Genomic DNA, 14,685 nt, shown 5'->3' on the forward strand with positions numbered 1-14,685 from the left:
CAGAACCGACGACGAACCTCACGCGGAAACCCAACACGACCACCCATAACCAACACCTCAATCAATCAGGTGTTGCAACGACCCCCTGAACCCAAGGGGACCATTTGTCCGCAGCGGGAACAGTTAGCCGGCGAGGGCCACGGCGTCGGCCTCGAGCGGCTCGTTGTTGATGACGGATGCGGTCCAGCCGGCCTCGGGGCTGAACTGCACGACCGACATTGCCGCGTTCAGGATCGGCGGGATGTCCCGCTCGAGGGCGGCCATCAGGCTGAGGCGAATCAGGGTGCCGTGGCAGACGACGATGATGCGGGCGCCCGGGTAGTCCTCGGCGAGCTGGCGCAGCGTACCAAGGCCGCGGTTGGACACGCTGAGCGCCGCCTCGGCACCACGGAAGCTGCCGGAGTCGCCGTCGACCCGCAGGGCGTCGAGCGTGGGTCCGGCGGAGAGCCCCTCCGCCGGTCCGTAGTTGCGCTCGACGAGGCCGGGCAGGTGGCGGGTCACCTCGAGGTCCAGGTCCGCGGCGATGATGTCTGCCGTCTCGGCCGCACGGGACAGCGGCGATGCCACGACGAAGTCCCATTCGTACTGCGAGAGCGGCGCGACCGCCTCCGTGGCCTGGCCCCGGCCCACGTCGTTGAGGGGCACATCGGTGGCCCCCTGGATGCGCCCGATGGCGTTCCAATCGGTCTGGCCGTGGCGGACGAGGGCGAAGGTCGTTGTAGCAGTCACCTCCCTATTCTGCCTCGTGTGGCCGGGTCGCCCCGCAAACTGGTGGCGTCAGCGGGTGGCCAGGCCACGCGCTCCGGCGCGCTGACACGCGATGCGGATGCCGGCGAGCTCGCGAAGGCCGTGCGCCACAGGGCCAGGACCGACCAGCCGAGCAGCACCACGAGCAGAGCGTTGCGCACGGTGAGCAGCAGGATCGCACCGGCATCCCCGTGCACCAGGGGCAGGTAGAAGATCGGGAAGATCAGGGTGGTCAACCCGCCGATCACGATCGTGAGATAGGCCGGCACCCGCCAGACAACCCAGTCGTGGGCCACCCCGACGGCCACGACCGGGGCGATCCACAGCATGTACTGCGGCGAACCCACCTTGTTGAGCACCACGAACGTGGTCACCAGGGCCAATGCGCCCAGAAGCACCAGCTGGGCGTTGTCGCGGCTGCGACGCAGGGCCAGCAGGAGCAGAACGAAGATGCCGGCGATGACCAGGAACATCAGCGGGGTCATGGCGGCCGCCACGAAGCCGGCGCCGGGGCCGCTCACTTCGCGGGTGGCGATGGCGTGGTTCTGGTAGATCGTGGTGCCGTGCTGGCCCATCGCGGCCAGCCACACCCACGGGGTCGTCACCGGCGCCTCGAGCTGCAGGGCCCGGTCGGATTGCATGGTGACGAATCCGGTCAGAAACCGCAGGCCTCCGGCCGCCCAGACGGCGCCGGCGATACCGGCCGTGATCACTCCGCCGGTGACGACCACGCTCACCCGGCGCCGGCTCGCCGCCACGACGGCGAGCAGCACCGCGGCCGGCCAGACCTTGATCCAGGTCGCCGCGGTGAGCAGGGCGGCGGCCAGCACGGGGCGGCGGGCCACCAGCACCAGGCCCATGATCACCAGTGGGGCGCTGAGCCCCTCGAGGCGCAGCAGTCCGACGGGGCTGAGCAGCAGGCTGAAGGCCAGCCAGAACCAGGCCGCCCGGTAGCCGGCCCGATCGCGGCCCCAGTCGGTGAGGATGCCGATGGCCGCGGCGTTGAGGGCCCCGGTCATCACGAACCAGAGCAGTTGGTACAGCAGTGGGCCGGCCGCATCCGCCAGCACGATCGGCACGATCGCGCCGATGGGATACACCCACTCGACGTCGATGCCCTGCCACACGCCGTTGGCCAGCGCCTGCTCGGCCCAGACCCGATAGAGCGGCAGGTCGCCCAGCACCCGGCCGGTGAGGATGGTCGGCAGCAGCGCGAACAGGAAGAGCAGGTGCAGCCCGAGGAAGCCGAGCAGCAGGGTGCGGGGACTCCGAAGCCAATCCCGCCTGGCGGGGGTGAGCAGCCTGGCCAGGCGGTGATCGACCAGTTCCACAAAATACGACATCGCACACGTCACTTTCCACAGTCAGACCTTGTGAAGCCGATCACTGGGGAGTGTACGAATCGAAGGTGAAAGGGAAACAACCAGAAGCTGTCCGGGAGGGGCGGCCGCCTGAGAGTGTGTTCAGCGAGGTGAGCGGATGGTGCCGGTCGGGCGGCTCAACTGCGCCGCAGCGGACCTCGGCACCTACATCGGAGCATGCTCAGAGAATTCGATGGCCTGCTGCACCGAGTCGATCCCGAGCACCAAGCACAACCAGACAGATGACAGCGCCAGAACCAGGATGACTGTCGCGGTCGTGGTCCGCCGCGCCTCACGTGGTTCGGCACGCGCGGACAAGACCGATGCCGCGGCAGCCAGCGCCGGAATCACCAGCGACACAACCATGACCCCGACAAGGCCGGGAACCCGAGCGGCGTAATAGGAGCTCGGATAATCGTCGGGGTCAAAATTGAACCCGGCGACACCGGCAATGAATGTCGATGCCAGCGACAGGCAGAACAGCACGAGAGCCCAGCCCAGCCAGGTGTCACCGCTCCACTTCCCCATGGCAGACAGTCAACCACGGCCGGAACGGCGCCGATCCCGAGACAAGACTCACGCGTCGCGGGAGGTGCCCTTGGTCAGGGTCTTGCCCTGGAAGAAGGCCGGGTCGACCCTGCGCATGATGAGCATCAGGACGATGCCGGTGAGGAAGAGGACCATCGCGAGGATGAACACCAGGCCGACGCCGCCGATCTCCGAGCCGCTGCCGTAGTCGGGATTGGTGCTGTCGATCAGGGTCGTGGCGAAGATCACGGCCAGGATGATGCCGCCCAGCAGCGGGGCGAGCAGCTTGAGCAGGAACGCCCGGGTGCTGGAGAACACCTCGCGGCGGAAGAACCAGACGCAGGCGAACGCCGTGACGCCGTAGTAGAAGCAGATCATGATGCCCAGGGTGAGGATGGTGTCGGTGAGCACATCGGTGCTCAGCACCCGCATCACCGCGTAGAACCCCCAGGCCACCACACCGGCGATCACGGTCGCGAAACCCGGCGACTTGAACCGCGGGCTGATCGAGGCGAACCGCTTGGGGAACGCTCGGTAGTGACCCATCGAGAGCATCGTGCGGGCCGGGCCCACGAAGGTGGACTGCAGCGAGGCCGCCGAACTGGACAGCACGGCCAGCGACATCAGGATCGCGAACGGGCCCATCACCGGGCCGGCCAGCGCCGCGAAGACGTTGCCCTGGATGTCTTCGTTGCCCAGCCCCAGCTCGCCGGTGCCGACACCGGAGAACATCAGCGCCGACACCGCGACCAGGATGTACAGCACGAAGATGATGCCCACCGTGAGGGTCGCCGCCCGGCCAGGCGTCCGGGCCGGGTCCTTGGTCTCCTCGTTCATGGTGAGCGTGACGTCCCAGCCCCAGTAGATGAAGATCGACAGCGACACCCCGGCGGCGAATGCCGAGAACGACGGGGTGAGGAACGGGTTGAACCAGCTGGCGCTGAAGCCGAGGGCGTCGAACGCGGTGCCGTCGGAGAAGTGGATGAGCGCCGCGACGCTGAACCAGATCAACACGAGCAGCTGGAATGCGACGAGCACGTACTGCACCATCTTGGTGGCCTCCATGCCCCGATAGGAGACGTAACAGGCGCCGACCATGAAGACCAGACAGGTGAAGATGTTGATCCAGACGTTGCCGGCCAGGTCGGCCAGGCCGGGGTTGTCGAACAGCTGCGCGAGCATCAGGTAGAAGAAGTCCACGGCCACCCCGGCGAGGTTGGACAGCACCACCACCGTGGCCACGATCAGACCCCAGCCACCCATCCAGCCCAGCCACGGCCCGAACGCGCGGGTCGCCCAGGTGAACGAGGTGCCGGCATCCGGCATGGCGTTGTTGAGTTCGCGGTAGCCGAGCGCCACGAGCAGCATCGGGATGAAGCCGACCATGAAGATCCCCGGCATCTGGGTGCCCACGGCCGCGACGGTGGGGCCGAGCGAGGCGGTGAGAGTGTACGCGGGGGCGATGCAGGAGATGCCGATCACGGTGGCGCCGAGGAGGCCCACGCTGCCGGCACTCAGGCCCTTGGCGGACAGACCGCCGGCGCTGGATGAGGTGGAGGTGGTGGCCGGCGTGGCGCCGGAGGCGGATGACTGTGCCATGAACCTGTCCTTTGGTCGGATCAGCTACGGGTCGAAATCAGCGAACGGGTTGGATCAGGTGCGGGTGGCCGAGGTCGGGACGACGACGAGCGGCACCGGCAGGGCGTGCAGCATGCGGTGGGCGGTGATGCCGAGGAAGATCGTGCGCGGCGCGGCCAGCCGGCTTGACCCGACGAATGCGAGCTCATCGGGCCGCCAGTCGAGGGCCTCGACCGCGTCTTCGACGCTCTTGCCGGTGCCGACCTCGGTCGTGATGACGCCGTGGCTGGTCGAGTGCCGCTCGTAGTAGGCGAGCACGGCGTCGAGGTGGGCGGTGCTGCCCGCGGCGGCCGGTGACTGCTTCTCGCGGGCCGCGTCGACCTCCACCAGGGTCACGAAGCGCAGGTCCACTCTCAGCCCGTCGGAGAATGCCACCAGCGAGTCGAGCAGGGCTTCCCAGCCCGGCCGGGTGCCGATGGCGCAGGTGATCCGGGTGAGCTGGGCCGGCGCGCGGTACCCGTGTGGGGCGAGGGCAACGGGTACGGGGGAGGCATGCAAGAGGGCGTTGGCGACGCTGCCGATGGTGAACCTGTTGAACAGTCCGCCGCGGGCGGCGCCCACCACGATCCGGTCGGAATCGAGGTCTGCGCTGGCCTGGATCAGGCCCTCAGATGTGGAGTCGGCCCAGAGCAGATGGGTCGTGGCCGTGACATCGGCGGGCACCCAGCCGGCGGCCTGCTCGAGCCACTTCGTGGCCTGGTCGGCCAGGAGAACCTCGAAGTCGCTGCTCGCGGCGTGGATCTTCGCCGGGGCCGCGGTGACGCGCTGCAACACCAGGCAGATGCGCAGTTCGGCCGCGGTGATCCTGGCCATCGCGATGCCCAGCTCGAGGGCCTCGCGGCCTTGGGCGGTGGCCTCGTAGGCCACCACATAGTTCGGTACTCGCGTCACGCTGTTCTCCTTGGTTCCGTGGCCGGCGCATCCGTGCTGTGTTCATCCGTGCTGTGTTCGTCCGTGCTGTGTTCATGGCTGCTGTGCTCGTGTGGGTGGTCGGCCATCCCGCCGTGCTCCATGCCCGGGGCGCAGTGCGCGGCGCTCGGTTCCACGTCGAGCGACGGGTTGCGGTCGAAGAAGCCCACCGGCTTCAACCAGAACGAGACGATGTCGGCCGGCATCACCGGCCATTCCTCCGGCCGGGTGATGTGGTGGATGCCGAAGGTGTACCAGAGCACCACATCGGTATCGCGTACGGCGCGGCCGGCCTGGATCCACTCGGGCAGGCCGTGGTCGACGCCGCTCTGGTTCACGAACTCGCCGCAGGGCCAACGCTGAGCGTCGTCGTTGGGAGTGACCCACACCGTGTGGCCGATCACCTGAGCCCGGGTGAGGGCCGGGGCTTCGGGGTGGAAGAACGACGGGATGGCGCCGCCCGGCACGAGCTTGTACGACACCGGGGTGCCGAGCCCGTTCAGGGTCTGCTCGTTGACCACCTTCCAGGCCCGCTGGGTGTTCCAGTCGAAGTCATCGAAGCCCTCGGTCTCGATCGGGGTGTTCTGTTGGGTGAGTGCCAGCCCGAGGGGGTTGGCAGCGTCGATCGGTTCGATGCGGGTCTCGCTGCGGTACACGGTGTTGGCCGGGCCGTCGATGTCGAGGTCCATCCGGGCCACGATGAAGTGCTGGTGGAACGGCGCGTAGGTGCGCTCGTCGACGAGGGTGCCGTTGGGGTGCGGCTGGCCGGGCTCGAGGTAGGTGACCACCATGATGCCGGTGGCGCGCACCTCACACTCGATGTTGCCGTCCTGGTAGAACCGCCAGTAGACGAGGTACTCGTAGTTGGCCACGGTCACGTGGAAGGACACCACCAGCCGGCGCATCCGGCGCACCTCCGCGCCGCCGTCGTGGTCGACGTGCTTCCAGAGCACGGCGTTGTCTTCCTCGTGGATGCAGAAGGCATTGGGGATCGAGTACGGCTCGCCGGCGCTGTTGTGCAGCACGGCATCGAGGTAGCGGATCTCGCCCAGGCAGTCGCAGCCGAGCTCCAGCGACGTGGTCATGAACCCCAGGCCCCACTCGCCGATGTCGAACGCGGTGCGGCGGAAGTGGTCGACGCTCGGGTCGCGGTACGGCACCACCATCTCGGCGAACGAGAGCCGGTTGGCGATCGGGCGCTCGCGGCCGGCATCCGTGTAGGTCACCCTGTGCAGCGTCATGCCCTCGCGATAGTTGAATCCCACTCGAAGCGACCAGTTCTGCCACTGCACCAGGTTGCCGTCCACGCTGAAGCTCGGGCCCTCCGGCTGCACGATGTCCAGCGGCTTCAACGGCGGCCTCGTGCTCGCGGTGCGGATGCGCTCCGGCACCAGGTGCGGCACGTACTCGCCCATCACGCTCGGCGGGTCCACGGCAAAGGTGTCCTCGATTTCGAGCAGGTTCATGGTGTTCACGTCGATCACGAAGTGCAGCCCGCTGACCGGTCCCGCGTAGGGGTTGGCGCCGGCACCGCTGCGCACCCAGACGTCGGCCCAACCCAGGCGCAGGCCGCGGTAGACGTCGGGGATCACGGCGTCGCCGTAGGTCCAGGTGTCGATGAAGACGTTCTCGAGGTCTGTGATGCCGCGTTTGGCCAGTGCGGCCACGACCTCCGGATGCGCCCGCAGCGCCGCGTCGGCCTCTTCCCACTCATCGACGGTGAAGTTGGCCTGCACACCCATCACCTGACCCCACTCGAGCAGGGCGTCGGTGCGCAGCGACACCACCGCCACCCAGGTGTGGTTCTGGGCGCGATGCAGCACCACCAGGCGCGCCCGGCGCTCCGGGGCGACACCGGTGGCCTCGAATTCGGCGATGGCGGCCTTGGCCGGCTCGACAAGTTCGATCGAGGCGAACCGCCAGCCCGCACCCACCCCGTGCTCACGGGCGAGCACGGCCGCCGCCTGGGTGAACTCGGGGCCGGTCAGGGGGTCGAGAGGATGGAAGCTCATTCGAGTGCGCTCATCACGTGCTTGATGCGGGTGTAATCCTCGACGCCGTACATGGACAGGTCCTTGCCGTAGCCGGAGTACTTGAATCCGCCGTGCGGCATCTCGGCGGTCAGCAGGATGTGCGTGTTGATCCAGACAGCGCCGAAGTCGAGGTCGCGGGAGACCCGCAGGGCCCGGGCATGGTCGCGGGTCCAGACGCTCGAGGCCAGCGCGTAGCGCACGTCATTGGCCATGGCGATGGCCTCCTCCTCGGTGCCGAAGCTCTGCACCGTGATCACCGGGCCGAATGTCTCGTCCTGCACGATCGCATCCGTCTGGCGCACCTGGGTCACCACGGTGGGTTCGAAGAAGAAGCCCGCCTCACCCACCCGGTGGCCGCCGGTGCTGATCACCGCGTGCGCCGGCAGGCCCTCCACCTTCTCGACCACGTCGGTGAAGTGCCGCACGTTGTTGAGCGGCCCGAAGTAGTTGTCGGCGTCGTCGGCGGACCCGGTGATGCGCAGCTCGGCCTCGGCCGTGAACGCGCCCACGAATTCGTCGTGGATCGACTCGTGCACGAGCACCCGGGTGATGGCCGTGCAGTCCTGGCCGGCGTTATAGAAGGAGAAGTCGGCGATCGCCGAGGCGACCTTGGCCACGTCGACGTCACCGAACACCACGGCGGGCGCCTTGCCGCCGAGCTCCAGGTGAGCGCGCTTGAGGGTGTGCGCGGCGCCGGCAGCCACGGCCATACCCGCGCGCACGCTGCCGGTGATCGAGACCAGGCCGGGCACCGGATGCTCGACGATGAACGCACCGGTGCTCGCATCGCCGAGCACGATGTTCATCACGCCGTCCGGCAGGATGCCCTGGCTGATCCGGGCGAGTTCGAGGGTGGATTCAGGGGTGGTGTCGCTGGGCTTGAGCACGAGGGTGTTGCCCACGGCCAGGGCCGGACCGATCTTCCAGATGGCCATGAGGAACGGGAAGTTCCACGGGGTGACCTGGCCCACCACCCCGATCGGTTCGCGGCGCACCCAGGAGGTCATGCCCTCGAGGTACTCGCCGGCCGACTTGCCCTCGAGCAGTCGGGCGGCGCCGGCGAAGAAACGCAGTTGATCGGCCCCGGCGGCCACCTCGTCGGCGGCGATGGTGGCGCGCGGCTGGCCGGTGTTGCGGTGCTGAGCCTCCACGATCGCGTCGCTGTTGGCCTCCACGGCGTCGGCCAGCCGCAGCAGCGCCAACTGCCGTTCGCCCGGGGTCTTCCGGCTCCAGCCGGGGAAGGCGGCCTTGGCGGCGCGCATGGCGTCGTCGACGTCGCGCGCTGTGGAGATCGGGGCCCGGGCCACGATCGACCCGGTCGTCGGATCGACGATGTCCAGCAGCACGGAGCCCGTCGGTGTCACAAAGTGGCCATTGATGAAATTGGACAGTAGCGCGGTGCTCACGGGACTCCTCTTCGATGAGTGGTCATGCGGTGCGCGCCCGCCGGTGGCGTTGGCTCGGTCGGGGCGTTGCCGGGCCAGTATGGCACCTGGCCGGGAGAAAAGGCACCCCCATTCATTCGGAGCGGGCCGCCGCGCCGGCCCTCCCGACCGTCCGCGCGGGTGCAGGATCTTGCACTCATGCATCGTCCGCTGAGGGCGGCTCGAAGATACTGCGCCGCATCCCACTGTGACGTCGTGTTTCGTGCAGGGATGTGATCGGGCCGCGAAGAGGTGAGCATTGATCCATGCCCAGACAGATTCGCTTCAATGCCTTCGACATGAACTGCGTCGCCCACCAGTCCTCCGGCCTCTGGCGCCACCCCGACGACAGGTCGCAGAGCTACACCGACCTCGGGTACTGGACCGAGCTCGCCAAGCTGCTCGAGAAGGGACGCTTCGACGGCATCTTCCTCGCCGACGTCCTGGGCACCTACGACGTCTACGGCGGCACCAACGAGGCGGCGATCCGCAACGGAGCACAGATCCCCGTCGCCGACCCGCTCCTGGTCATTCCCGCAATGGCATATGTCACAGAGCACCTCGGATTCGGTGTCACCGCCGGCACCGCATACGAGCACCCGTACCCCTTTGCACGCCGCATGTCCACGCTCGACCACCTCACCAAGGGGCGGGTCGGCTGGAACGTCGTCACCGGCTACCTGCCCTCCGCCGCGCGCAATATGGGCAACGAAGACCAGCTCGAGCACGACGACCGCTACGACTACGCCGACGAGTACCTCGAGGTGTTGTACAAGCTGTGGGAGGGTTCCTGGGAGGACGACGCCGTGGTGCGCGACACCGAGACCGGCGTCTTCACCGACCCGAGCAAGGTGCACTCCATCAATCACTCCGGCAAGCATTTCCAGGTGCCGGGCATCCACCTCTCCGAGCCGTCGCCGCAGCGTTCGCCCGTGATCTACCAGGCCGGCGCCTCCAGCCGCGGCATCGCGTTCGCTGCCGGCAACGCCGAAGCGATCTTCGTGGCCGCGTCGACCAAGGCCGTGCTCACGGGCACCGTCACCAAGATCCGCGATGCCCTCGAGGCGGCCGGCCGCGACCGGTACTCGGCCAAGATCTACACGCTGCTCACGATCATCACCGACGAGACCAGTGAGAAGGCTCAAGCCAAGTACCTCGACTACCTCAGCTACGCCAGCGAGGAGGGCGCCCTGGTGTTCATGTCCGGGTGGATGGGGGTCGACCTGTCCGAGTTCGCGCTCGACGAGCCGATCGGCAACGTCAAGAGCAACGCCATCCAGTCGGCCGTGGCCAATTTTCAGGCCGCGAACGACGACGGCTCCGAGTGGACCGTCGGCGACATCGCCCGGGCCGGCGCCATCGGCGGCCTCGGCCCGTTCATCGTGGGCTCCGGTGTGGAGATCGCCGACCAGCTCGAGGAATGGGCGGCCGAGACCGACGTGGACGGGTTCAACCTGGCCTATGCCATCACGCCGGGCACCTTCGAAGACGTGGTCACCTGGGTGGTGCCCGAGCTGCAGAAACGGGGCGTCTACCCCACCGAGTACACCGAGGGCACCCTGCGGCAGAAGCTGCACGGCCGCGGCGACCGCCTGCCCGACGAGCACCACGGCGCGAATTTCCGCGTCGGTGTGCCCGTCGCCTGAGCAAGCTCAGCTCGCGAATGCGGCCGTGTGGTCGCCTCATCCAAACGAGGCAACCACACGGCCGCTTTCGTGCGTATTAGGATCAGCGCACCGCGCCCCTCCGCTCCACCGAACGAGGAGAATCCCATGCCGATCCGCATCCACGTCACCAGCATCTTCGTCGACGACCAGGCGAAGGCCCTGGCCTTCTACACCGACAAGCTCGGCTTCCTGCCGAAGACGGATGTGCCGGTGGGCGAACACCGCTGGCTCACCGTGGTCGGCCCGGGCGAGCCCGACGGCGTCGAGCTGCTGTTGGAGCCGGACGTGCACCCGGCGGCGCAGGCGTACCAGCGGGCGCTGGTCGGGGACGGCATCCCGGCCACCTCGTTCGCCGTTGACGATGTGGCCGCCACCGTTCGTGAGCTGGAAGCGAAGGGTGTGAGAATCACCCAGCCGGCCACGCCGATGGGCCCAGTGGTCGTGGCCATGCTGGACGACACCTGTGGCAATCTCATCCAGCTGACCAGTCCGGTCTGATCGCCGAGGAACGTGCTGTATGGTTGTAGCTACAAGCATTTCGTAGCGAGACCGGGAGCCAATCATGAGCGACACAGCACGCGAGCAGATCCTCGACGCCGCCACGTCAATGGGCGCGGTAACCCTGCGGGTCGGTGACCTCGAGACCATGTCTGACTACTACTCCCGGGCCTTCGCGATGGAACCCCTCGAGGAGCGCAGTCGCAATCGTGAGGTGCACCGTGCGCTCGGCCGGGGAACGACGCCGCTGGTGCGGCTCATCCACACCCCGGACCTGCCCGGCGTCGACCCGCGCCAGGCCGGCCTGTTCCACACCGCGTTCCTCTTCGAGACCCCCGGCAGCCTCGCGGCGACGGTCTACCGCGCTGCGCAGGACCCGCGCAGCATCTTCATCGGCTCCAGCGACCACCTCGTGAGCGAGGCGTTCTACTTCACCGACCCGGAGGGCAACGGCGTCGAGCTCTACACCGACCGGGACCGCAGCACCTGGATCCACGACGGCGAACAGATCCGGATGGCCACCGAGTACCTCGACCCCAACGCCTACCTGCAGGGTCACCTCGATCAGGCAATCGTCGATGCCGGCTCCGCCCTGCCCGGCGCGGTCGGGCACGTGCACCTGCAGGTCGGCGACATCCAGACGGCGCGGGCGTTCTACGTCGACGCGCTCGGCTTTGAGGCCACCCAGGGCAGCTACCCGGGCGCGCTCTTCGCCTCCGCGGGTGGCTACCACCACCACATCGCCATGAACACCTGGAACAGCTGTGGCTCGGGCCCCCGCGCGGCGAGCCTCGGCCTCGGTGACGTGGCCGTGACGGTGCCCGCCGTCGCTGACCTGCACTCCCTCACCGCCCGCCTCACCGCCCGGTCGATTCCGTTCGCCGGAGACGGCCGCTCCGTGACGGTCGCCGACCCGTGGGGCACCCAGGTCACCGTGGCGCTGCCCGACCTCACCACCGACGAGCTGATCGCCCGATGACCCCGCAGCTGCGGGATGTGCGCTCGTCCGCCTGGCCGGCCGACGGCACCACCGAACCCGCGGTCGCGCTGCTCCTGCACGGCTATGGTTCGAACGAACACGACCTGACCGGCCTGATCCCGGCGTTCGGGCTCGCCCTGCCGTGGGCGTCGCTGCGCGCGCCGCTCGAACTCGGCACCGGTGGCGCGGCCTGGTTCCCGATCACCACGCCCGGAAACCCCGACGCCCGGCCTGTCGCCGAGGCCACCGAGACGATCTGGGCCTGGGTCGATGCGAACCTGGCTCCCGGCACCCGGGTGATCCCGATCGGCTTCTCGCAGGGCGGCCTGATGGCCAGCCAGCTGCTGCGCACCCGGCCCGAGCGGGTGCTCGCCCCCGTCGTGCTCGGCGGTTTCGTTCTGGCTGCAGAGCAGCCCGGCGACGCGACCCTCGCCGAGACGCGCCCGGCCGTCTTCTGGGGTCGCGGCGCCGAGGACCGGGTCATTGCTGAGGCCGCGATCACGCGCACCAGCGCCTACCTGCCGCGGCACTCCACCCTGGTCGAACACATTTACCCGGGCCTCGCCCACGGAATCGACGACGCCGAGGCCGGCGACGTGCGCGACTTCCTCGCGCTCCACGCGGCCCGAAAGCCGGCCACCGCGAAGTAGGTGCCCTGGTAGCGTATCCGCCACCTCCAGTCTAAACTTGAGCCGAGTCCACTCAAGTATTCGCGGAGGATGATTTTTGATGGCCAACATGCAGGGCGCCCCTGGCACCGACGAGAAGCAGAAGACCGCGCTGGAACAGTACGGCGTGAACCTCACCGACATTGCCCGGAGCGGCAAGCTCGACCCCGTGATCGGCCGTGACGCCGAGATTCGCCGGGTGAGCCAGGTGCTCACCAGGCGCACCAAGAACAATCCAGTGCTGATCGGCGAACCCGGCGTGGGCAAGACCGCCGTGGTGGAGGGTCTGGCCCAGCGCATCGTCGCAGGTGACGTGGCCGACTCGCTCAAGGACAAGCAGCTGGTGTCGCTCGACCTGGCCGCGCTGGTGGCCGGCGCCAAGTACCGCGGCGAGTTCGAGGAACGCCTGAAGGCCGTGCTCAAGGAGATCAACGACGCCGACGGCCAGATCATCACCTTCGTCGACGAGCTGCACACCCTGATGGGCGCCGGCGGTGGCGAGGGCTCGGTGGCGGCATCGAACATGCTCAAGCCCATGCTCGCCCGCGGTGAACTGCGCCTGATCGGCGCCACCACCCTGAACGAATACCGCGAATTCATCGAAAAGGATGCCGCGCTCGAGCGTCGGTTCCAGCCGGTGATGGTGGACGAACCGAGCGTCGAGGACACCGTCGCCATCCTCCGCGGTCTCAAGGAGCGCTACGAGGCGCACCACAAAGTTTCGATCGCGGATGCCGCGCTCGTCGCCGCGGCATCCCTCTCGAACCGGTACATCACCGCGAGGCAGTTGCCCGATAAGGCCATCGACCTGATCGACGAGGCCGCCAGCCGGCTGCGGATGGAGATCGACTCCTCACCGGTGGAGATCGACGAGCTGCGCCGCAGCGTGGACCGGCTCAAGCTCGAGGAAATGGCGCTCAAGAAGGAGAAGGACGACGCCTCCAAGGCGCGCCTGGAGAAGCTACGCGGCGATCTGGCCGAGCGCCAGGTCAAGCTCGGCGAATTGCAGGAACGTTGGCAGAAGGAACGTGCATCACTCAACCGGGTCGGCGATCTGAGGAAGCGCCTGGTGAGCGCCCGCAGCCAGGCCGAGCTGGCCGAACGTCGCGGCGACCTGGAAAAGGCCTCCCGGCTGCTCTACGGCGATATCCCCGTGATAGAGCGTGAGCTCGCCGAGGCCGAGCAGACCGAGCAGGAGGGCGCCCGGATGGTCGGCGATCAGGTCACGGCGGAGGACATTGCCGCGGTGGTCGCCGCCTGGACCGGTATCCCGGTGGGCCGGTTGCTGCAGGGGGAGACCGACAAGCTGCTCAACCTCGAGGGGGAACTCGGCCACCGGCTGATCGGCCAGAAGCGGGCCGTGCGGGCCGTGGCCGATGCGGTGCGCCGGTCACGCGCCGGCATCTCCGACCCCGACCGGCCTACCGGCTCGTTCCTGTTCCTCGGGCCCACCGGAGTGGGCAAGACCGAGCTGGCCAAGGCGCTCGCCGAGTTCCTCTTCGATGACGAGAAGGCCATGGTGCGCATCGACATGAGCGAGTACGGCGAGAAGTTCTCCGTCTCCCGACTGGTCGGCGCCCCTCCCGGGTACATCGGGTACGAACAGGGCGGCCAGCTCACCGAAGCCGTGCGGCGCCGGCCCTATTCGGTGATTCTCTTCGACGAGGTGGAGAAGGCGCACCCCGAAGTGTTCGACGTGCTGCTGCAGGTGCTCGACGACGGCCGGCTCACGGACGGCCAGGGCCGTACGGTCGACTTCCGCAACACCATCCTGGTGCTCACCTCCAACCTCGGCTCGCAGTACCTCGTCGACCCCAGCCTCAGCACCGAGGAGAAGGAAGAGGCCGTGCAGCAGATGGTGCGGCAGGCCTTCAAGCCCGAGTTCGTGAACCGGCTCGACGACATCGTGGTGTTCTCGTCGCTCTCCACCGATGACCTCGCCCAGATCGTGGAGCTCTACGTCGACAGGCTGCAGCGCCGCCTGGGCGAACGTCGGCTCGAGCTGGCCGTGACCCCGGATGCCCGCTCCTGGCTGGCCGAACGCGGCTACGACCCGATCTACGGGGCCCGGCCGTTGCGGCGGCTGATGCAGACCGAGATCGACGACAGGCTGGCCACGGCGCTGCTGAATGGCAGCATCCGTGACGGTGAGACGGTTCTGGTTGACCTCGCCGAGGACGGCGACTCGCTCACCGTGGCCGTGGCCCCGATCGGGCACGCCTGAAACCCGGGC

General features: G+C 68.1%; 12 protein-coding genes. 5 read left to right on the plus strand and 7 right to left on the minus strand.

The features are described 5' to 3' along the window. Positions 1-123: 123 nt before the first annotated feature. The 7 genes from E3T19_RS07365 to E3T19_RS07395 form a co-directional block, all read right to left on the minus strand. On the minus strand, positions 124-729 hold the full coding sequence (locus E3T19_RS07365; RefSeq protein ID WP_134408489.1) for a histidine phosphatase family protein: 606 nt from the start codon (positions 727-729) through the stop codon (positions 124-126). Then, the gene (locus E3T19_RS07370) at positions 726-2,090 is read right to left on the minus strand and encodes a glycosyltransferase 87 family protein (protein WP_134408490.1); all 1,365 of its coding nucleotides are present in this window, start codon (positions 2,088-2,090) and stop codon (positions 726-728) included. The genes E3T19_RS07365 and E3T19_RS07370 overlap by 4 nt, the downstream gene beginning before the upstream one ends. A 183-nt stretch (positions 2,091-2,273) precedes the next feature. Continuing rightward, positions 2,274-2,636 carry a hypothetical protein gene (locus tag E3T19_RS07375; protein ID WP_088457578.1) on the minus strand — a complete coding sequence of 121 codons (363 nt, stop codon included), beginning with the start codon at positions 2,634-2,636 and terminating at the stop codon, positions 2,274-2,276. Between the two features lie 48 nt (positions 2,637-2,684). Next, positions 2,685-4,235, minus strand: coding sequence for an APC family permease (locus tag E3T19_RS07380; RefSeq protein ID WP_088457577.1), 1,551 nt, complete (start codon positions 4,233-4,235; stop codon positions 2,685-2,687). A gap of 54 nt (positions 4,236-4,289) precedes the next feature. Continuing rightward, positions 4,290-5,165 (minus strand): universal stress protein, encoded by an 876-nt coding sequence (locus E3T19_RS07385; protein ID WP_241980072.1) that lies wholly within the window; start codon positions 5,163-5,165, stop codon positions 4,290-4,292. Beyond that, positions 5,162-7,195: a primary-amine oxidase gene (locus E3T19_RS07390; RefSeq protein WP_134408491.1), complete on the minus strand. Its 2,034-nt coding sequence runs from the start codon at positions 7,193-7,195 to the stop codon at positions 5,162-5,164. Before E3T19_RS07390 ends, E3T19_RS07385 begins: the two co-directional genes overlap by 4 nt. Further along, complete coding sequence (locus E3T19_RS07395; protein ID WP_241980074.1) at positions 7,192-8,622, minus strand: aminobutyraldehyde dehydrogenase; 1,431 nt, start codon at positions 8,620-8,622, stop codon at positions 7,192-7,194. The genes E3T19_RS07390 and E3T19_RS07395 overlap by 4 nt, the downstream gene beginning before the upstream one ends. Positions 8,623-8,906: 284 nt before the next feature. Here E3T19_RS07395 and E3T19_RS07400 point away from each other — a divergent pair, with 284 nt between their 5' ends. From E3T19_RS07400 to E3T19_RS07420, 5 genes are all read left to right on the plus strand, one after another. Continuing rightward, entirely contained in the window at positions 8,907-10,286 is a 1,380-nt protein-coding gene (locus tag E3T19_RS07400) for an LLM class flavin-dependent oxidoreductase (protein ID WP_134408493.1), read from the plus strand. A 126-nt stretch (positions 10,287-10,412) separates the two neighbouring features. Beyond that, a complete protein-coding gene (locus E3T19_RS07405) occupies positions 10,413-10,805 on the plus strand; it encodes a VOC family protein (RefSeq protein ID WP_088457573.1) in 393 nt (130 codons plus the stop codon). 64 nt (positions 10,806-10,869) lie between these two features. Next, on the plus strand, positions 10,870-11,784 hold the full coding sequence (locus E3T19_RS07410) for a VOC family protein (RefSeq protein WP_134408494.1): 915 nt from the start codon (positions 10,870-10,872) through the stop codon (positions 11,782-11,784). Further along, positions 11,781-12,434: an alpha/beta hydrolase gene (locus E3T19_RS07415; protein WP_134408495.1), complete on the plus strand. Its 654-nt coding sequence runs from the start codon at positions 11,781-11,783 to the stop codon at positions 12,432-12,434. The genes E3T19_RS07410 and E3T19_RS07415 overlap by 4 nt, the downstream gene beginning before the upstream one ends. Before the next feature lie 79 nt (positions 12,435-12,513). Continuing rightward, a complete protein-coding gene (locus tag E3T19_RS07420) occupies positions 12,514-14,676 on the plus strand; it encodes an ATP-dependent Clp protease ATP-binding subunit (protein WP_088457570.1) in 2,163 nt (720 codons plus the stop codon). Positions 14,677-14,685: the final 9 nt, after the last annotated feature.

Origin of the sequence: Cryobacterium sp. TMT4-31 (genome assembly GCF_004403385.1) — a bacterium.
Classification (GTDB): domain Bacteria; phylum Actinomycetota; class Actinomycetes; order Actinomycetales; family Microbacteriaceae; genus Cryobacterium; species Cryobacterium zongtaii.

Excerpts from the sequence above, each read along its gene's own strand:
- E3T19_RS07375 (WP_088457578.1), bottom strand. The coding sequence starts at position 2,636 with ATGGGGAAGTGGAGCGGTGACACCTGGCTGGGCTGGGCTCTCGTGCTG.
- E3T19_RS07380 (WP_088457577.1), bottom strand. The coding sequence starts at position 4,235 with ATGGCACAGTCATCCGCCTCCGGCGCCACGCCGGCCACCACCTCCACC.
- E3T19_RS07415 (WP_134408495.1), top strand. The coding sequence starts at position 11,781 with ATGACCCCGCAGCTGCGGGATGTGCGCTCGTCCGCCTGGCCGGCCGAC.
- E3T19_RS07410 (WP_134408494.1), top strand. The coding sequence starts at position 10,870 with ATGAGCGACACAGCACGCGAGCAGATCCTCGACGCCGCCACGTCAATG.
- E3T19_RS07400 (WP_134408493.1), top strand. The coding sequence starts at position 8,907 with ATGCCCAGACAGATTCGCTTCAATGCCTTCGACATGAACTGCGTCGCC.
- E3T19_RS07390 (WP_134408491.1), bottom strand. The coding sequence starts at position 7,195 with ATGAGCTTCCATCCTCTCGACCCCCTGACCGGCCCCGAGTTCACCCAG.
- E3T19_RS07405 (WP_088457573.1), top strand. The coding sequence starts at position 10,413 with ATGCCGATCCGCATCCACGTCACCAGCATCTTCGTCGACGACCAGGCG.
- E3T19_RS07370 (WP_134408490.1), bottom strand. The coding sequence starts at position 2,090 with ATGTCGTATTTTGTGGAACTGGTCGATCACCGCCTGGCCAGGCTGCTC.
- E3T19_RS07420 (WP_088457570.1), top strand. The coding sequence starts at position 12,514 with ATGGCCAACATGCAGGGCGCCCCTGGCACCGACGAGAAGCAGAAGACC.